Genomic DNA, 18,083 nt, shown 5'->3' on the forward strand with positions numbered 1-18,083 from the left:
AAGATGTTTCCCTAAATTTTACTATACTTATGTCAAAAATAGAGGTTTTCATGATAATTTTCCATCCGATGCACTTCCGAGCTTGCGACATAAAAAAACACCAGCACTCCAGATCTGCGATATTACAGATGCCAGAAGACGCTGATGCTTATTTATTGAAGCTGTATAAGCTGAATTAAAGATTTTATGCAACCCACTTCGATGACAGACCAACCTCTCTCTACTTATAGGAGGTAGTAAGAAAGTAATTTTAGAAGGTAGTAAAAAAGTAATTTTCCTTCTAGCCGTCTTAGTGAGTCGGTTTAGGGATTGGTTTTTTCAAAAATACACCGTAAGATAAAGCACCCAGAAGCAACAGCCCTGCACCCAGCAAAAATACGTTATTAAAGCTGCCTGTCGTGTCCAAAATGTATCCGGTTACAACAGGAGCAAGCGCAGCACCCAGAAATCCGCCAAAGTTCTGTATTGCACCCAAGGATGCTACTTGTTCACCCGGAGCTATATCTGCAGCCAGTGTCCATATGACACCTGATGGCAGCTGCGAAGCAAAGTAACCTACAGACAATAAAACGATGCTTACAACCGTACTGTCGATAAACGGGATAGGCGCTACCGACGCTGCCGCCAGAATCGCTCCTCCAACGATAGGAACCTTACGTGAGGTCACTACATTTACCCCTTTTCGAATGAAAAAGTCCGAGATAAATCCACCCAGCAGTACGCCGATTATGCCGGCTACGAACGGAATCGATGCAATCCAGCCCGTCTCCTTCAGCGTAAAGCCCTGCTCCTTCTCCAGATAGCTCGGTAGCCATGTCAGGTATACCCAGATCGTAAACATAATGCCGAAGTTTCCGATGATCATAAACCAGGTGCTTTTGTGTTTGAACAAAGAACCCCAGTTTGCTTTGGGAGCATCAGCGGTTTTTGCTTTTTCCGTACCTGTGCTCTGTTCAGCTGCAGCCTCCGGCCCTTTGATCAGCTGCTTTTCGGCAAATGTCGGATCACGATACACCTTGAGCCAGATCAGCATAATAATCAGACCAATGACACCGACAAAAATAAACATCCCTCTCCACGTCATCGTCAACATTAGAACCGTCAAAAGCGGCGGTGCGATCGCATTCGCAATCTGTGATCCCGTGTTAATTATCGAGGTTGGCAGTCCACGCTCACTCTTGGCAAACCAGCGCTCGGTTACCTTCAGACCGGAGGTGAAGAAAGGAGATTCGGATACACCCAGCAGCATACGCATCGCGTATAACAGGGAGTATGTATTAGTGAACGCACTCAATATGGTTGCCGCAGACCACAGTCCAGAAGCCCAGGCAAACATCTTTTTGGGTCCAAACTTGTCCACGAGCCAGCCCGCTGGCAGATTAGCCAATGCATATGGCCATAAAAAGGCGGATAACAGCAATCCCATTTGCGTGGAAGACAGTCCGAATTCTGCTGCTATCGTTGTATTTGCAATGCTTAGATTGGATCTGTCCAAATAGTTTACAACGGCACCCAGGAGCAATAATAAAATGATGCCCCATCTCAAACCTACTTTCGGTGCCTGAGGTACCGAAGCAGGGGATGGCGATGTTTTTAACGTTGCCATGGAAGTCACTCTCCTCAACATTTATAAATATAAAATTACTCAAATTATATTTAATGAATAAATATGGAAATCAAAGCTTCGAACAAGCCCTGCTTCTCCCGCGGTATGGGGAAGGTTCCAATGAAGTATACGTTTTCATAACTGGGTAAAACCTCTTTATTCTCTACAGCTGTCCCAACATACTCCAGACTCCCGTTCCCCTGCTTGCTCACAACGACCAGCTTGGCGCAGCGCCCTGATCGCTGTGAACTTTATTACATGTGCACGGGTTATCTGATCTGCTTGGAGCCGATTAGCGCGCATCAGCTACAGCTTGCAAAAACTCTTCCGCAGCCTCCGTTACTCGTCCGTAATCACCGGAATCCTTGGCCGCTTTGGTGATATAACTGCCGACACCAACGCCAACACAGCCAGCAGCAAGCCACTCATGCACATTTTGCGGTGTAACTCCACCCGTAGGCGCGATCGCAGCTTGAGGCAGAGGCGCAGCCATCGCTTTAACATACTGCGGCCCTACAGCTTCCGCCGGGAACAGCTTCACGATATCCGCTCCCGCTTCAAGCGTCTCTACGATCTCCTTGGCAGTGAATGCCCCACTAACGGTTACCGCCTGGTAACGGTTAGCAACCTTGATCATATCCGGGTTGAGTTGAGGACTTACCAGCATCTCTGCTCCAGCCAGTATAGCAGCTCGCGCCGTTTCCCCATCAAGAATTGTACCTGCACCGATCAGAATACCTTGGGAAGCATATTTACGTGATAAAATCTTGATAACATCAAGTGCTCCCGGTACACTCATCGTAATTTCGAGTGCCCGGATTCCTCCTGCAATTGCTGCTTCTGCAACGGATAGTGCCTCTTCTTCACTTTCTGATCGAATAATGAGTACAATGCCGGTTTCGGCAATGGTATTCAAGTTCTTCAGCTTACGCCACATATCTGTATCCCCCTTGACTCATATGTCTTGTTTCTATTAATCTGCACTTCCATAAGCCTACTCTTGTCTTTGCGGATACAGGCGATCACCACTGTAGCCCAGCTGACCGGAGAGCTTCCACGCGGCTTCTTTAACCAGCTTTACAATGCTGGCCTCACGTTCCGGGGTCATGCCGAAATACATGCTAGCCACACTGATTGCAGCCACTGGCTCGTCCCACTGATCATAGACAGCAGACCCGATGCAGTACATCTCCAGATGATCCTCACGGTCATCAATCGAATAACCACGCTCACGAATCTCCTGCATGTCCTGCAAAATATCGGGAACCGTCACTTTGGAGTAGGATGTGCGCGAAGGAATCTCGCCGTCTCCCAAAATCTCCAGCACCTTGCTGGTTGGAAGAGCTGCAAGCAACGCCTTACCCAGCCCGGTAGTATGCATATAACGGCGCGAGCCCAGCTTGGCTGTTGGACGCATCACCGAATAACTCTCCGCTTTGTCCAGATATACGATCCGTCCCTTGTCCTCAATGCCAAGAAAGGCCGTGCTGCCTGTCTGGCGATTCAATTCCTGAAGCAAAGGCCGGGCCATATGGGGAACGCCCATATTGGACAAATAAGACATACCTGTCTCAAACACCGCAATTCCCAGGCGATATGTCTTGAGACGTGCATCGTCCATTTCAATAAACCCTTTGTGCAGCAAGGTCTGAACGAGTTCAAAACCGCTACTCTTAGGCATATTCATCTGTTTGCATATTTCATTCAGTGTTAACGGAGTACCACTCTTGGCAAATAAAACGAGTAAATCTGCTACACGCTCCGCAGATTTATTCATGCGAATATTGTCCATGTTATCTCCTTCAAATTCTTCGACGTCGAAGTTCGCATATGTGAACTTATTTCACATCACCGAACGATGCCCTCATTATAGATCAGCCATTCCGAAAATATCAACCGCTTTCCCGAAAATTTTTTCAGATTTCTTTTTCCCCAAAAGGGATTGTTTTTCTGAGAGAAACGGTTTACTCTAGAAGCAAATGTTCACCAACGCGAATCAAGTTCGTATATGCGAACTATATGGAGGGTAAAATCCATTCACGATCGATATGATCCTGATATTCTGTAGGGGGAATTGGGCATGAAACCTGTACTGATTTTTCTAATCGGCTCCGCTGGCTCCGGTAAATCGACCATTGGCAAGAAGCTGGCTACCGAGCATCACTTTTGTTACTTGGATAAAGATGTTTTGTGTAACACGTTTACGGGCAAACTTCTGGAAACGCAAGGATATTCACCTCATGATCGTGACGGCAACACCTATTATCGCGATATCGTGATGGATCTGGAGTACGAAACGTTACTCAACGTGGCCAACGACAATCTGCAATTGGGCAGATCCGTTATTCTGGACGCACCTTTTGTTGGTTATTTTCATAAAAGCGATTACATCGACGGGTTGGTTTCCAAATACGGGTGGGAACAGGTCACTCCTGTTGTGCTCCGGGTTGATGTAAATATGGATGTGCTTGAACAGCGCTTGCGAAATCGAGGGTTGGAGAGGGACAGATGGAAGCTGGAGCACTGGGATGCTTTTGTGCAAGGATTGAAAGCCAACGTCTGTACGTGGGACAATATACAGCTGATCTCTGTAGATAACAGTTCAGAGGATTTGGATCTGGAACAGCTGACTTCACAGCTGCCTTTGGCTGTAACTTCTCTTGGTTCTTAGCGTCTTAATCTAGGCGAAAAAATATAGACCTGACACCAGTATGAATACCTATACCCATACTTAATACGACAGCAAAAAAAGTACACAGAGAGCAAGCGCCCTGCTGTGTACTTTGGTGTTTTTATCTTATCATCAGCAAGGCGCGAAGCCCCACTGCCCCACACCGCTGCAAATCTAGCTTTTATCTGCTGTATCGCTTTGTTCTGCTGTGCCACTCTCATCCGTCGATTCCGGCACAATCAATTGCGTTGTATTCGGGTCTAACCAGCTCTTAATCATACCTCGCACATAGGCCAGATCTTCATCAGACAGATCATAATACCACGTACCGCTACGCATCTTCCCATCGCCCTTCAGCATATAGTTGCTGATGGTTGGAATGCTGTCCTTCATATATAGAGACTCGGCAAAATTCACAATAAAGTCCGATTTCATATTGGTTGTAAAATTCGATCCGGCAATCTTGATGATGTCCGGGATTTTGGTCAGATTTTTGACCTCCATCGCACGATTCATGAAGCTACTTAGGAAAATCCGGTGACGCATCGTACGGTTGAAATCCGAATCCTCCCGATAACGCACATATCCCAGCGCCTCTTCGCCGTTATAGATCGGTTTGTTAGCTTGCACGAACAGCTTCTCATGCGCTTTATTTTTGTTCTCAATGTCTTTCTTAATCGGCAACTCCACGCCGCCCACCGCATCGACAATGTCCTTCAAACCGTGAAAGTTAATCGCAGCATAGAAATCCACTTTGTTTTCCAGCAGCTTCTCCACCGTATCCATCGCCATTTTGGCTTCGCCGTGGGCATAAGCCGAATTAATCTTGGACTTCACATCACGGCCCACAATTTCAGTGTAGGAGTCACGCGGAATGGACAACAATAACACTTTATTATCCTCTGGACGCACGACAGAATAGATGATCGTGTCCGAACGGCTTGGCTCATTATCCCGCTGGTCAATGCCCAGCAACAACAATGAAAAAGGATCGGTATGTTGAACAACAGGCGCATCCTTATCCCCTGCGGCTTTATACGAATCATCCAAAGCTTCCTTCACCGTACCTGAGGCGAACAGGTTAAATGCCAGCACAACGAGTTGTTTCTGATAGATGAATCCGATGCCTCCGAGCACAATCAACAGGCTCAGTATGATGATGAGCGGCTTCTTCCATTTTTTCTTCGGTTTCTTCGGCTTCCGTCTAGTTAAATGTGCAGCACTGTTTTCCATCATATCTCCTTTAGTTGCGGTTTCTTCATTCATTTAACTATATTAATAACACGTTTTCAATAGATTACGATATAATCGGCTATACAAATACTGGACACCAAAGGAGCGATGAGAGATGGAGTATCGACGTTTAGGCAACAGCGGTCTGCGTGTATCGGCACTGGGTCTGGGCACGAATGCATTTGGCAAAAGAGCTGATCAAGCCGCTTCGACCCGCATCCTTCATGCAGCACTGGACCGTGGCATCAACTTTATTGACACGGCCAACATCTATGCTGGCACTGAATCAGAACGAATCATCGGACAGGCACTGGCCGGTCGGCGGGAAAACGCAGTGCTTGCTACCAAAGCCGGCTTGCCCCGGCATGATGGTCCCCATGGGCGCGGTTCCTCGCGCTACCATCTGCAGCAAGAGCTGGAACATAGCCTGCGGCGTCTGCAGACGGATTATGTCGATCTGTACCAGATCCATACCTTTGACCCGCATACCCCGCTGGATGAAACACTGCGCACGCTCGACGATATGATCACGTCCGGCAAAGTGCGCTACATCGGCGCCTCCAATTACGCCGCCTGGGAGCTAATGAAAGCCCTCGGCATCAGCGAGATGCGCGGATATGCGCGATACATCTCCACGCAAACCAGTTACTCGCTCGCCGATCGAACACCTGAGAACGAACTCGTTCCGCTGTGTCTGGATCAAGGCGTAGGCATTATCCCGTACTTCCCACTGGCTGGCGGTATCCTGACAGGAAAATACAATGGACAAGCCAGTATTCCATCTGGCTCCAGAGCAGATACCGACCCTTCCTTCAACCGCTTCCTGCTGGAACATAATATTCAGCTAAGTGAGCAGGTAAGTGCCAAGGCAGCGGCTGCCGGTTGCTCTCCAAGTACATTATCGCTCGCATGGCTATTAAATCGCCCTGCCGTATCCACCGTAATTGTAGGAGCCACGCAGACGGAGCAGCTGGAGCACAATCTGGCTAGCCTTGATTTAAACCTTTCGGATGACTTGCTGACTGAACTGGATCAACTCAGCGAGGGTTTCCGTCATGGCGAGCCATTCGCATCCTACAGACTGGATTAGATTTCAATGACAAATAAACCTTCCAACCTTACATGGTTAGGGAGGTTTATTCATTTTTCGTCATTTTTCGCAAAACCTATATGAAGAATTCATTTCATGCAAAAGACATGCGGCTGATTAGTAATTTAATGTAATGAGTAGAATTGCGTTTAATGATCTGCTTTGTGCCGGATGAATTCCTGCATGATTTCCATATAACCCTCTTTACGATCCGCTAAAAGCTCGAAGAAGTTTTTATCTGACTCCTCCACAAGATTCATCCCCTCAATTGCAAGCCTTGTGCCTTCCGCCGTTGTTGTAATAATATTGGCCCGTGTATCGGTCTGATGACGGGCACGCGTAACGTAACCTCTTTTTTCGAGGGCTCGTAACACTTGGGAGGTAACATTTACGTCTACATTGGCAAAATGAGCAATCTGTACCTGGGTAACTCCCTTGCCTTCCAAGTCACGCTCATTAAGCCATAGACAAGTATGCAATAAAATGAATTGGGGCTGTGTCAGATCAAGCGGTTCCAGAACCCTCCGTACTTCCTTCTGCCACATTGTGGTTACCTGCCATAACAGGTATCCGGGACTATCTTGCGGATTTGTGTATCTTGAGCTTTTCATTGTTCTACCTCCGTGATGTACGATCTTGTGCAACAGAGATGTATGTATATATCATACATGGTATAACGAACCTGTTATAATAACGCTTCGAAATACCCTTCCGTTGCATCTCTGTTCATTCATCTATGAAATAATATAACGATTTATCGTGTAGGAATAAACTGTTTTATCCATTGACCAAATCCCTGCGGATTTCGGCTCTGGATCAGGACGGTGCCCTCTCCTCGAAAACGGCAAACCAACCCTTCCCCACTCGTCACGCTGGACAACCAGCCTTGGGATGCTTTTTCGATGCGATAATCAACGTAATGAGGCCAAGCTACCAGGTGAGCATTATCGACAATAATCTCTTCGCCAGCAGCCAATTGTATAGGATGTATTGCACCATATGAGGAAAGAAACACAGTGCCTCGTCCACTGATTTCAATTATAAAGAAGCCTTCTCCGGAAAAAAGACCTTTTTTCAAATTCTGCATTTTGGTATTCACCTGAATGCCTTCTGTTCCTGCCAGAAATCCGTCTTTCTGTACATAGAGAGAGTACGAGCCATCCAGTTCTACTGCCTCCACACTGCCAAGGGTTGATGGAGATAACAAAATCTCCGCGCTTCCCCCGGCTGCCGTCAATTCCTGGAAGAAAAATTTCTCTCCGCTCAGCATACGGCCAAACCCAGCGAGCATGCCGCCTTCTGCTGATCCTTTGAGTTCAACGGTAGGTGACATGGACACCATGGCTCCACTCTCAGCCTTGAAACGCTCCCCACGTTGCAACTCTACCTTGAGCATAGCAAATGCACCATCGTATAGAATTTCGTATCTCACGGTTTCATCAGCTCCCTGTCATTGTCGGTAGTAAAGTCATTGAGTCCGTTATCTTCCAGCATGGCTGCCTTGTCGCCATATTCCTTGATAATGTGCTGGTCACCCCAATTACATAGTGCGGTCAGAATGGGCTCTAAACTCCGGCCGTATTCACTTAATTCATACTCTACCTTGGGCGGTACCTGATTGTACACGATTCTTTTTACGATACCGTCATTCTCCAGCTCCCGCAGCTGCTGCGTTAACATTTTCTGGGTGATTGCGGGCATAATACGCTTTAAATCACTCGTTCTTTTCTTTCCATGCGTCAGGTGACAAAGAATAACACACTTCCATTTGCCGCCAATAACCTCCAGCGTTGCTTCAACAGATATATTATATTTTTTGCGCTCCATTGTCGTCTTCCTCCCTAATGAATCTAGTTTTTGCCCCCGTTCACGCTACTATATAGGCACTAAAAAGTACGTAGGGTACTAAAAAGTACGTACTGTTCAGGTTATACCGAATAATTCATAATAGCATTTGCCGGTAAGCAAATCTACATTCTAGGAGTTGAACAGGACATGCATCATGAGACAAAACACAGCACTTGGGCGCTACTGGCACTGGCAATCAGCGCTTTTGCCATCGGTACGACGGAGTTCATCAGTGTAGGACTCTTGCCCCTGATCGCAAATGATCTTCATATTAGCGTATCGTCAGCAGGGCTGACCGTTACCATATATGCTCTGGGCGTGATGTTTGGTGCACCAATCCTGACATCACTTACATCGGCCATATCACGCAAAACGTTGCTACTCGCAATCATGTTGGTTTTTATTGCCGGTAACACCTTGGCATCATTATCAACCGGGATTACCGTACTACTCATTGCACGAGTCATATCCGCTCTCTCACATGGCTTGTTCATGTCGATTGGCTCCACCATAGCGGCTGATCTGGTACCGGAAGGCCGCAGAGCAAGTGCTATTGCCACGATGTTCTCGGGACTGACCATTGCAACGGTAACCGGTGTGCCTATCGGTACATTCGTAGGCCAAAATGTTGGCTGGCGGGCAGCCTTTATCCTGATTGCAGCCGTTGGCATTCTTGCTTTGGTTGCTAACTTGTTGCTTGTGCCCTCAACGTTACAACGTGGTACACGTACAATCTTTCGGGATCAGGTGAAACTCGTAACAGGCGGTCGCCTAATGCTTGCTTTTACCATCACAGCCGTAGGCTACGGAGGCACATTCGTTGTATTCACGTACTTATCTCCGTTATTGCATGATATCAGCGGTTATTCGGAGCAAACGATCGCTTTCATTTTGCTGCTGTATGGTATTGCCATCGCCATTGGTAATGTGATTGGCGGCAAGGCAGCCAACCGGAATCCATTAAAGTCACTTCTTGTCATGTTCATTGTGCAGACCATGATCCTGGGCATTCTGTACTTCACCGTTCCATTCCAATGGGCGGCACTAGTGACCATCATGGGCATGGGGCTTCTTGCTTTTATGAACGTGCCTGGTCTTCAGATGATTGTGGTCACATTGGCAGAACGAATTGCACCGCAAGCCAAAGATGTCGCGTCAGCTTTTAATATCGCTGCGTTTAACGGGGGTATTGCTATAGGCGCCTATCTTGGCGGAGTCGTGAATGACTCCATTGGTTTGATCCATACCACCTGGGTCGGTGCATTAATGGTGCTCATTGCGGCAATCCTGACGATATGGGCACAGCATCTTGAACAGCAAGTTACGACAAACTCAGACAGGTTGAAACCAAACGTTGTTTAAAGTTTGATCTGGAAGAAAAGTACCTTTCTCGTTATAGATCAGAGACCGTTAGAATGCATATCTGGTCTCATATTATATATCGACAGACTATATACGTTACTATATAGGTTGCGCGTTATTTGATCTAGTATGATTTAATTTTGTATCATGAATTGTTGGCAATTTAACTCTATATGGAAATATAAACAGATTTCAAGGAGGATTTCTCATGACAATAGCAAAAAATCTACAATCGACAACAACATTACACAACGGTGTTCACATGCCTTGGTTTGGCCTGGGCGTATTCAAGGTCCAAGAGGGATCAGAACTGATCGAGGCGGTAAAAAGTGCAATCAAACACGGTTACCGCAGTATCGACACAGCGGCGATCTACGGCAATGAAGCCGGAGTTGGACAAGCCATTGCTGAAGCATTGCAAGAGAACGGGTTAAAGCGCGAGGACCTGTTTATTACCTCCAAGGTATGGAATGCCGACCTTGGATATTCGGAAACCCTTGCCGCATTTGAAACCACAATGAACAAGCTGGGATTGGAATACCTGGATCTATACCTGATTCACTGGCCCAAAGCCGGTAAATACAAGGGTGCATGGAAAGCCATGGAGGAACTGTACGCAACAGGCCGAATCCGTGCAATTGGCGTAAGTAATTTTCAGATTCATCACCTGCAGGATCTGATGCAGGATGCACAAGTGAAACCGATGGTCAACCAAGTGGAGTACCATCCCCGTCTAACACAGGACGAGCTGCGAGCATTCTGCAAGCAGCATGGCATTCAGCTTGAAGCCTGGTCACCGCTAATGCAAGGTGAACTGCTGGACAATCCAGTACTAGCAGAGATCGCTGCATCCAAAGGTAAATCTATCGCACAGGTAATCCTTCGCTGGGATCTGCAGAATGGTGTTGTAACCATTCCGAAATCGACCAAAGAGCAGCGAATTATCGAGAATGCGGCCATTTTTGACTTTACGCTGTCCACGGAAGAGATGGAACGGATCAGCTCCCTTAACGAGAATGTGCGGGTAGGTCCAGACCCGGATAACTTTGATTTCTAATTCGATAAGTTAAAATAACACCACTAACCTCTCAAACAAAGTCGATTATTTATCTATCGGCTTTGTTTTTGGTTTCTTCTTCATGATTAAACTGGTTAATGAGTTTATCCAGAATTACCGACTGCTTGATGACTTCGAGATGCAGAAATTCGTTATATTTCTTCTCCAGTTCGTACAGGCGGCTTCTAGCCCGCTCCATTCTCAACTGTATGCGTGCTCTTCTCCTCAATCAACTCAGCCCCTCTGTCACATTTCAGAACTTGACGTCAGCTATTAAAATATTAATCTAAAGGCATAAAATGAGTTGATTTAGAGATAAAATAAGTGCTCTCTCTAGATTAAAAACCTTACCTAGCAAGCACCAAAGAGACTGTGTCTAAATTCCTGAACGAATTTAGACACAGTCTCTACTTTCTTTTTTCAAACAACAGCCAGAGGATCAACATCCCCCTATTTAAATAAATGGCTTCCAGCCATCCTCCCCCGACAGAACGAGGGACAACGCATACTCTGCCGCTTCTTCGTCCGTCAGTATGTTGCACCAAGGCACGCGCACATCTGCACGTCCGGCTCCTGGCCCAGCACTTTTATATTCGGCATAATTAACCGTGGTTTCCGCTTCAACCTTGTTCCAGTTATGCCAGCCCTCCTGTTTCACATGTGCACCGAGCCAGCAGTTCAGGAAACAGACTTTGGAATGATTACGCCACGGCCTGCCCAGATACACCGATTGCGGAGGGGCATTGCTGGTCAGATCACATTCGATAAACACATAACCGTAACGAACATCTTCTGGTGTAGAGGCGGCTGTGATCCACCCATTGACTTGTCCTTCTGCAACCTCCGCTTCCGTCAAGCGACTCTTCGTGAATATCTCACAACCCTTGAACACGACCGTAGCCGAGCCAAAAATAAAGTCGATATCTCCTTCGATATAACAATCCTCGAAGTACTGTCTTAACTTCCTGCGCTCCGCACCGTCACGCGGCCCGCCAAAATAACTGCGATCCAGCGGTTGCTCAGGCAACGGTCCGGTAAAGATCGTATCCTGATGACCGATAAAACGACATCCGCGGAACACAGCGCGATCCCCATCCACATAGACTGCCAGCGCCTGTCCTACCTCGCTACCCGGCCCAGCCGAATTCACGAAAGAGATGCCTTCCGCCTTGAAATCATCAGCCCCGATAAACGCCGTGTACGAATGGAATGTATGATACTGTGAACCGTCGGGAAATCGCTTGAGCGCATGGTCATCATAGGTGATGATCGTCTGCTCGGCGCCCTCACCAATCAGATGGATGCCCGGCTTATCCATGTGTAGCTTCTCAACATACACGCCGGCCTTCACTCGGATCGGAAGGCCGTGAGTACCATGATCTGGATGAGCATCCACTGCCTCCTGAATGGTTGTATAATCTCCTGATCCGTCAGAAGCAACCGTAATACAGGGAGCAGATGACTCCAACACGAGATCCGCTGCCGAGCGCTGCTCCGTCATGGCAAACGCTCCATTTCCAGTGCGGCCAGCAACAATGGAGCGACACCCATAAAGGAATCGCTTACAATTGCCTCGCTGACATAGTAGCCGTACGAGCCATCACGATCCAGACTCAATCCTGCTCCGTGGCAGATGCCGTTCAACCGAACACCTTCGTTGGTCTCCTCCATTAACTTGGACGTAAGTCCTTCCCAACCTTTTTCGGCCGCGGTTCTGAAGTGAGGTTCCAGATAACGCAAACGCACACCTTTGGCAATTGCATATACAAACATGCTTGAGCCTGAAGCTTCCAGATAGTTTCCTTTGCGGAACCCTTGATCCAGCACCTGGAACCATAGTCCGCTCTCCTGCTCTTGTACTCGTACCAAGGCGTTACACATCCGCTCAAAGATGCCAATAATCGTCCCCCGTTTAGGATGATTCAGCGGGAAATGTTCGACACTATCCACAATGGCCATGGCATACCAGCCCATAGCTCGGCTCCAGAAGTGCGGGGAACATCCGGTCAGGGAATCGGCCCAAATCTGCTCCTTAGACTCATCCCAGCCGTGGTATAACAGCCCGGTTCGCGGATCGCGCGTCTGGCGTTCAATCAGTAAAATTTGATGAGCTACCTCATCAAATAACTCGGGACGCTGAAACGTCTTCGCATATTGAGAGAGAAAAGGAGAAGACATGTACAGTCCATCCAGCCACATCTGGAACGGATAGATTTTTTTATGCCAGAAGCCACCCTCTGATGTGCGAGGCTGCCCTGCCAGTTGCGCAGCGAGCAGATGAGCCGCCTCCGCATAGCGCCCATCCTTGGCATCGTCCAGTAACGCAAACAGGTTCTTTCCTTGGTTAATCTGATCCAGATTATATTCCTCCAGGGAGTAGGTACCGATAGAGCCATCTGGTTGTACATACAGATCCATATGTCTTTTCATAAAATCGATATATTCCTGCTTGTTATACTCTTCTCCTGTTCGTGCCATAGCCATTAACGTCATGCCCTCCACATATGCCCATCGTCCTGAAGGGAATGCATGGAAGCCATCCTCGTTACATTGTTTCATGATTGTAGCTGCAATTCGCTCAGACCAGGATAACTGCGTCTGTACCTGCATCGCGTTACCTCCTAGTAGTTTATATTGGTTCAAATGCAATCACGTGAAGCCGGCATTACTGCCGGCACGTTGCTGTTGAATTACGCAGATTCAGCTTCGGCTGGATAATTACCGGCACATCTACTTGCTCGTCACGAATCAGGGATACGATGAGCTCTGCCGCCTGAGCGGCCAGTTCATCCAGCGGTGGACCAATGGTGGTCAATGCCACTTCGGCATACTGCATATCCGGCAGATCGTCGTAACCGATAATCGAGATATCACGCGGTACGCTGTAGCCCGCTTCGAGCAACGCCCGAAGCGCTCCCCGTGTTACGAGGTTGTTCAAGCCGATAAATGCCGTGGGAGACTCCGCTCCAAATGTATAGTTCCGAATCGCGAAATACCCGTCCTCCCACGAAGAATGCGCGGGCAATACATCGTCCTCATTAAAAGTCAGTCCCGTGCGTTGCAATGCTTCCCGATAACCCTCCAGCTTCACATGCTGCGAGTTACCGATGAATCCAATTCGGCTGTGACCGAGTGATTTCAGATGCTCCACTGCCTTGTACAGCCCCTCCTTACGATCAATCTTAATGTAAGGAGAGTTCGGGGCTTCATCTGTACCGAGTACAAAACACGGCATGTTCAGGGTCGCAAACTTTTTCCAGAATGCATCCCGGTTGTCCAGCGCATAGTCCCACAGAATACAACCATCGACACGCAGCTGGCTGAACACGTCCACACCGTCATCGGCAACAACCAGAATCATCTGATATCCTCGCTTCTTCAGCTCGGTATGCAGGTTGCCGGAAATGTTCGAGAACAATGGATTGCTCAGTTCGTCCAGCACAAAACCGATGATATTGCTTCTGCCGGTGGAGAGCTGCCGGGCCAGCATATTTTTCCGGTATTGGTGTTTCTCCGCTACCGCTAACACCTTCTGCTTGGTCGCCGGTTTGATCCGGGGATCGTCATTCAGTGCTTTCGATACCGTGCTGTAGCTCACCCCCGCCAGTTTGGCTATATCTTTAATGGTAATCAAATTGAATCAACACCTCTCATATGCCTGAAACCTGTTTCTTATTTCTGTGCAGCTTTATAACGATCGTATTGTGCCTGTCTGCCTGCGATCACCTGTTCAACGTTCATGCTTTTTAGTGTCTCGATGTACTTGTCGAACTGATCCAGACTTGCATCACCGCTAATAAACTTGAAGTTCATCTCTTCTACGTATGTGGTGATGTCAGGCATCGACATACTCTCTACGCTCGCTTCATCCGGCAAAGCATACACAAACGGGAACGGTTCACGCACATATTTCTCTAATTCTTTGTCCAGCTTCGCATGCCACGGTGCAACGATCGAGTCCGCTGAATCCGTGGACTGGATGTTTGGCAAGTTAACCGGGCCAATGCCGAGCTTCTGTATATATTCATTGTCTTTACCTTTATCCGTGAATTTCTTCACGCCGTTCTCTTCTGTATACGTATCATCCTTGATGCCCCAAGTGTAATAGGTCTGTGCTTCATCACTGACTGCATAATCCAGGAAGCGGAAAGCCAGTTCCGGATTTTTGCTATCCTTACTGATGCCGAAGATACCACTAACCGGTGTACGTCCAATGTAGAACTGGTCTCCGTGCGGCCCTTTTAATGGCAGAATGCCTTTGATAATTGGCTCTTCCGGCTTGTAATCCTTGAAGAGCGGGCTGTATACCATCGACATATACCAGCTGAAATTAAACGTCGCTCCGGTTACGTCCTGCGAGATCCGTGAAGTAACCTGGTCGCTTGTGGTACTCGCGTAGTCCACCCCAAGCAGGCCTTCCTTGTATAGACCGTTCAAGTACGTCAGGTATTCCTTGTAGGCCGGCTCATAGTAGCTGAAGTGCACTTTGCCTTGATCGTCTGCATAGAAATTGTTCGATAAATCCAGTCCAAAGGCGGGACCGAAGGCCATCGGCACAAACTTCGATTCCATGGACAATGGAATTTCATCCGCTTTGCCGTTGCCGTTAGGGTCATCCGTTTTAAATTTGCGCAGCATCGCCGTGAACTCATCGAGCGTGGTTGGCTCGGATAATCCCAGCTTTTTGAGCCAACGCTCATTCACCATGAATACAGGCATGTAGTTGCGCGTCAGCGTCTGCTGCGGAACATAATACATTTTACCATCTGGCGTCGTTAAACTGGCTTTTACGGATGGCGACTTTTCATATATTTTTTTGAGATTGACGCCATATTTCTCTACCAGATCATTAATCGGAATGAACAGACCACTGTTAATGTACTTCATTAATTGATCCTGATCCGGCAGATACACGATATCCGGGAGTCCTGTTCCGGCAGCCAGTCTTGGATTCACCGCATCAGCATAGTTTTGAGGAGGGATCAGATCCCAATCGACTTTTACACCCGCATTGCTCTCGATTTTCTTAACGATCGCTGCGGTGGACAAATCCACGTTTGTCGTCCACGCGTTCGTTGCCAGGATGGACAGCTTCGCGTCCGGTTGATCCGTTACTGGCCCAGCGCCTGTATAATTAAAGGCTTTTTCTGTACTCTCAGGTGTCTTCCCCGCATCGGTTCCTGCACCTGTTCCCCCGCTGCAACCTGCCAAACTGATCGCAAGTATCGCTGCAATTACACTTTTTCTTCCTGCCCCTTTGACTTTCATCCATCATTCCTCCTTGGTATGAACCCTCTTGAACTCCCTTGAATGACTTGCTTGAATGACTGTGGTGCTTGGTAATGCAATCTATCCTTTCACGGCTCCGAGGGTAATCCCTTTAACGAAGTACCGTTGGATAAACGGGTAGATCATCACGATCGGCAAAATGCTGACCACGATGGATACGTAACGAACTTGCAGCGTAGAAACCGCCAGCGCTCCGGATGTCATGGTACCGCCCATCTTCTGCATGACCTCTGGCGAAGCCATGATCAGCACCCTTCGCAGGAACATCTGGAGCGGCTGCATATCCTGTTTGCCCAGATACAGTAAGGCCGAGAAAAAATTGTTCCAGTGGAATACGGCGTAGTACAGCGTCAGCACCGCAAGTGTAGGCTTGATAATCGGAACAGCGAGACGATACAGCATCGTTAACTCGTTTGCACCGTCAATGCTGGCGCTTTCAAAGATTTCATTGGGAATCCCTTCAAAGGCCGAGCGGCAGATCATGACGTTGAACGTAATTACCAGTACAGGCAGCACCATCACCCAGCGGGTATTGTACAGACCAAGCGAGGTGATCAGCATGTAGACCGGAATGAGTCCACCCGAGAAATACATGGTGAAAGCGATAAAAAAGTTCAGCTTGCGCCGCAGAAAAAACTGCTGTCTCGACAACGGGAATGCAGCAAGGCAAGTCGCTACAATGTTAAGCAGCGTACCCACAACGGTATACCAGACGGTGTTATAAAAGGAAACCCACAGTTCCTTGTATTGCAGTACCATCTTATATCCTGAGAGTGTGAACCCTACAGGCCAGAGCACCACTTTTTGTTTATCAATCGCATCCACCGAACTGAAGGAAATGCTGACCACATACAGGAATGGATATAGCGTGACTACAACCGCCAGAATTGTCAGCAGGTAGACAAAGACATAGAATAATCGGTCACTTCTCGATTTTTGCATACAGGCTCTCCTTTGGATCAGTGTGTGTCTTACCAGAGTGACATTTTGGTCAGGCGGCGAGTCAGGGTATTGGCTGCAAAAACAAGGATAAAGGTGATGATGGAGTTGAATAGTCCAATAGCTGTGGCGAAGCCATAGTTCTGACCCTCGATCCCCATACGGTACACATAAGTGGACAGTACGTCTGCCGTTTCATATGTAGCTCCGTTATAGAGCAGGTATACTTTCTCGAAGCCTACGCTCATAATGCCGCCGAGCGACAGAAGAAGCAGAATCACGATGGTCGGTTTAATGCTTGGCAGAGTGAGATGCCACAACTCCTGGAACTTGTTCACGCCATCGATTTTGCCGGAGTCATACATCTCGGGGTCAATGCCCATAATGGCTGCGATGTAGATGATGGAGCTGAAACCAAAGCTCTGCCAGATGTCCGAACTTGTGAAGATGGTACGGAACCAGCTTGCATCCATCATGAAGTTTATTTTTTCCATGCCGAGACTTGCGATCAGGGTGTTGATAATACCATCTGTTGGTGATAGGAAGTTGATTATAATACCGGCCACCACAACGGTGGAGATAAAGTGAGGAAGATAAGTTACGGTTTGCGCGAAGCGTTTAAAGGTTCGGTTCTTAATCTCTACGATGCAGACTGCAAACAGAATCGGGATGGAGAAACCGAACAAGAGTGGCAGAAAGGCAAGCAAAAAGGTATTACGCAGCAGCCGCCAGAAGTAAATCGAGTTGACGAACTGCTCAAACCAGCGCAGCCCCACCCATTCGCCGCTGAACATGCCCTGACCCGGTATAAAGTTACGAAAGGCAAGCAGTACACCCGGCATGGGCAGGTACATGAAGATGAGATAATACAGAAAGATTGGTGAGAACATCAGCAGCAAATACTTATCCCGCCGAATCAGACTGAACAGCGTGGACATGCGTTTTTTCAACGTAAACACTCCCCTTCGTCTCAAAATTACAACGTTTG

General features: G+C 47.8%; 18 protein-coding genes. 4 read left to right on the top strand and 14 right to left on the bottom strand.

Features of this window, described 5'->3' with window-relative positions; translation table 11 throughout:
- Positions 1 to 289: 289 nt before the first annotated feature.
- The 3 genes from FS818_RS19105 to FS818_RS19115 form a co-directional block, all read right to left on the bottom strand.
- Positions 290 to 1,606, bottom strand: a complete 1,317-nt coding sequence (locus tag FS818_RS19105; RefSeq protein WP_145333708.1) for an MFS transporter — start codon at positions 1,604 to 1,606, stop codon at positions 290 to 292.
- 292 nt (positions 1,607 to 1,898) lie between these two features.
- A complete protein-coding gene (locus FS818_RS19110; RefSeq protein WP_145333709.1) occupies positions 1,899 to 2,543 on the bottom strand; it encodes a bifunctional 2-keto-4-hydroxyglutarate aldolase/2-keto-3-deoxy-6-phosphogluconate aldolase in 645 nt (214 codons plus the stop codon).
- Positions 2,544 to 2,600: 57 nt separating this feature from the next.
- Positions 2,601 to 3,398, bottom strand: coding sequence for an IclR family transcriptional regulator (locus FS818_RS19115; protein ID WP_145333710.1), 798 nt, complete (start codon positions 3,396 to 3,398; stop codon positions 2,601 to 2,603).
- Positions 3,399 to 3,686: 288 nt separating this feature from the next.
- Between FS818_RS19115 and FS818_RS19120 the strand changes: the two genes are divergently transcribed.
- Complete coding sequence (locus FS818_RS19120) at positions 3,687 to 4,277, top strand: P-loop nucleotide/nucleoside kinase family protein (RefSeq protein ID WP_145333711.1); 591 nt, start codon at positions 3,687 to 3,689, stop codon at positions 4,275 to 4,277.
- Positions 4,278 to 4,451: 174 nt separating this feature from the next.
- On the opposite strand, the gene FS818_RS19125 is transcribed toward FS818_RS19120, so the two are convergent.
- Complete coding sequence (locus tag FS818_RS19125) at positions 4,452 to 5,543, bottom strand: LCP family protein (RefSeq protein WP_260989917.1); 1,092 nt, start codon at positions 5,541 to 5,543, stop codon at positions 4,452 to 4,454.
- 82 nt (positions 5,544 to 5,625) lie between these two features.
- On the opposite strand from FS818_RS19125, the gene FS818_RS19130 reads away from it, so the two are divergent.
- On the top strand, positions 5,626 to 6,600 hold the full coding sequence (locus FS818_RS19130; RefSeq protein WP_145333712.1) for an aldo/keto reductase: 975 nt from the start codon (positions 5,626 to 5,628) through the stop codon (positions 6,598 to 6,600).
- Between the two features lie 149 nt (positions 6,601 to 6,749).
- Here FS818_RS19130 and FS818_RS19135 read toward each other — a convergent pair whose 3' ends face one another.
- From FS818_RS19135 to FS818_RS19145, 3 genes are all read right to left on the bottom strand, one after another.
- The gene (locus FS818_RS19135) at positions 6,750 to 7,211 is read right to left on the bottom strand and encodes a MarR family winged helix-turn-helix transcriptional regulator (protein ID WP_145333713.1); all 462 of its coding nucleotides are present in this window, start codon (positions 7,209 to 7,211) and stop codon (positions 6,750 to 6,752) included.
- A 143-nt stretch (positions 7,212 to 7,354) separates the two neighbouring features.
- Positions 7,355 to 8,032 (bottom strand): TIGR00266 family protein, encoded by a 678-nt coding sequence (locus FS818_RS19140; RefSeq protein WP_145333714.1) that lies wholly within the window; start codon positions 8,030 to 8,032, stop codon positions 7,355 to 7,357.
- Positions 8,029 to 8,427 carry a winged helix-turn-helix transcriptional regulator gene (locus tag FS818_RS19145; protein WP_145333715.1) on the bottom strand — a complete coding sequence of 133 codons (399 nt, stop codon included), beginning with the start codon at positions 8,425 to 8,427 and terminating at the stop codon, positions 8,029 to 8,031. Before FS818_RS19145 ends, FS818_RS19140 begins: the two co-directional genes overlap by 4 nt.
- Positions 8,428 to 8,595: 168 nt before the next feature.
- Between FS818_RS19145 and FS818_RS19150 the strand changes: the two genes are divergently transcribed.
- Positions 8,596 to 9,810, top strand: a complete 1,215-nt coding sequence (locus tag FS818_RS19150; RefSeq protein ID WP_145333716.1) for an MFS transporter — start codon at positions 8,596 to 8,598, stop codon at positions 9,808 to 9,810.
- Between the two features lie 214 nt (positions 9,811 to 10,024).
- Positions 10,025 to 10,867 (top strand): aldo/keto reductase, encoded by an 843-nt coding sequence (locus tag FS818_RS19155; RefSeq protein WP_145333849.1) that lies wholly within the window; start codon positions 10,025 to 10,027, stop codon positions 10,865 to 10,867.
- Positions 10,868 to 10,916: 49 nt separating this feature from the next.
- On the opposite strand, the gene FS818_RS19160 is transcribed toward FS818_RS19155, so the two are convergent.
- The 7 genes from FS818_RS19160 to FS818_RS19190 all read right to left on the bottom strand — a co-directional run bounded on the left by FS818_RS19160 (position 10,917) and on the right by FS818_RS19190 (position 18,033).
- On the bottom strand, positions 10,917 to 11,096 hold the full coding sequence (locus tag FS818_RS19160) for an aspartyl-phosphate phosphatase Spo0E family protein (protein WP_260989918.1): 180 nt from the start codon (positions 11,094 to 11,096) through the stop codon (positions 10,917 to 10,919).
- A gap of 225 nt (positions 11,097 to 11,321) precedes the next feature.
- Positions 11,322 to 12,368 (bottom strand): pectinesterase family protein, encoded by a 1,047-nt coding sequence (locus FS818_RS19165; RefSeq protein ID WP_145333718.1) that lies wholly within the window; start codon positions 12,366 to 12,368, stop codon positions 11,322 to 11,324.
- Positions 12,365 to 13,477 (bottom strand): glycoside hydrolase family 88/105 protein, encoded by a 1,113-nt coding sequence (locus tag FS818_RS19170; RefSeq protein ID WP_145333719.1) that lies wholly within the window; start codon positions 13,475 to 13,477, stop codon positions 12,365 to 12,367. The genes FS818_RS19165 and FS818_RS19170 overlap by 4 nt, the downstream gene beginning before the upstream one ends.
- A 55-nt stretch (positions 13,478 to 13,532) precedes the next feature.
- Positions 13,533 to 14,501, bottom strand: a complete 969-nt coding sequence (locus tag FS818_RS19175; RefSeq protein WP_145333720.1) for a LacI family DNA-binding transcriptional regulator — start codon at positions 14,499 to 14,501, stop codon at positions 13,533 to 13,535.
- A 38-nt stretch (positions 14,502 to 14,539) separates the two neighbouring features.
- Entirely contained in the window at positions 14,540 to 16,135 is a 1,596-nt protein-coding gene (locus FS818_RS19180; protein WP_145333721.1) for an extracellular solute-binding protein, read from the bottom strand.
- Between the two features lie 81 nt (positions 16,136 to 16,216).
- On the bottom strand, positions 16,217 to 17,098 hold the full coding sequence (locus FS818_RS19185; RefSeq protein WP_145333722.1) for a carbohydrate ABC transporter permease: 882 nt from the start codon (positions 17,096 to 17,098) through the stop codon (positions 16,217 to 16,219).
- A gap of 29 nt (positions 17,099 to 17,127) precedes the next feature.
- Positions 17,128 to 18,033 carry an ABC transporter permease gene (locus tag FS818_RS19190; protein WP_145333851.1) on the bottom strand — a complete coding sequence of 302 codons (906 nt, stop codon included), beginning with the start codon at positions 18,031 to 18,033 and terminating at the stop codon, positions 17,128 to 17,130.
- Positions 18,034 to 18,083 lie beyond the last annotated feature (50 nt).

It is taken from the genome of Paenibacillus xylanexedens (assembly GCF_007680605.1).
Taxonomy (GTDB): Bacteria; Bacillota; Bacilli; order Paenibacillales; family Paenibacillaceae; genus Paenibacillus; species Paenibacillus xylanexedens_B.

Excerpts from the sequence above, each read along its gene's own strand:
- FS818_RS19105 (WP_145333708.1), bottom strand. The coding sequence starts at position 1,606 with ATGGCAACGTTAAAAACATCGCCATCCCCTGCTTCGGTACCTCAGGCA.
- FS818_RS19110 (WP_145333709.1), bottom strand. The coding sequence starts at position 2,543 with ATGTGGCGTAAGCTGAAGAACTTGAATACCATTGCCGAAACCGGCATT.
- FS818_RS19115 (WP_145333710.1), bottom strand. The coding sequence starts at position 3,398 with ATGGACAATATTCGCATGAATAAATCTGCGGAGCGTGTAGCAGATTTA.
- FS818_RS19120 (WP_145333711.1), top strand. The coding sequence starts at position 3,687 with ATGAAACCTGTACTGATTTTTCTAATCGGCTCCGCTGGCTCCGGTAAA.
- FS818_RS19125 (WP_260989917.1), bottom strand. The coding sequence starts at position 5,543 with ATGAATGAAGAAACCGCAACTAAAGGAGATATGATGGAAAACAGTGCT.
- FS818_RS19130 (WP_145333712.1), top strand. The coding sequence starts at position 5,626 with ATGGAGTATCGACGTTTAGGCAACAGCGGTCTGCGTGTATCGGCACTG.
- FS818_RS19135 (WP_145333713.1), bottom strand. The coding sequence starts at position 7,211 with ATGAAAAGCTCAAGATACACAAATCCGCAAGATAGTCCCGGATACCTG.
- FS818_RS19145 (WP_145333715.1), bottom strand. The coding sequence starts at position 8,427 with ATGGAGCGCAAAAAATATAATATATCTGTTGAAGCAACGCTGGAGGTT.
- FS818_RS19150 (WP_145333716.1), top strand. The coding sequence starts at position 8,596 with ATGCATCATGAGACAAAACACAGCACTTGGGCGCTACTGGCACTGGCA.
- FS818_RS19165 (WP_145333718.1), bottom strand. The coding sequence starts at position 12,368 with ATGACGGAGCAGCGCTCGGCAGCGGATCTCGTGTTGGAGTCATCTGCT.
- FS818_RS19170 (WP_145333719.1), bottom strand. The coding sequence starts at position 13,477 with ATGCAGGTACAGACGCAGTTATCCTGGTCTGAGCGAATTGCAGCTACA.
- FS818_RS19180 (WP_145333721.1), bottom strand. The coding sequence starts at position 16,135 with ATGAAAGTCAAAGGGGCAGGAAGAAAAAGTGTAATTGCAGCGATACTT.
- FS818_RS19185 (WP_145333722.1), bottom strand. The coding sequence starts at position 17,098 with ATGCAAAAATCGAGAAGTGACCGATTATTCTATGTCTTTGTCTACCTG.
- FS818_RS19190 (WP_145333851.1), bottom strand. The coding sequence starts at position 18,033 with ATGTCCACGCTGTTCAGTCTGATTCGGCGGGATAAGTATTTGCTGCTG.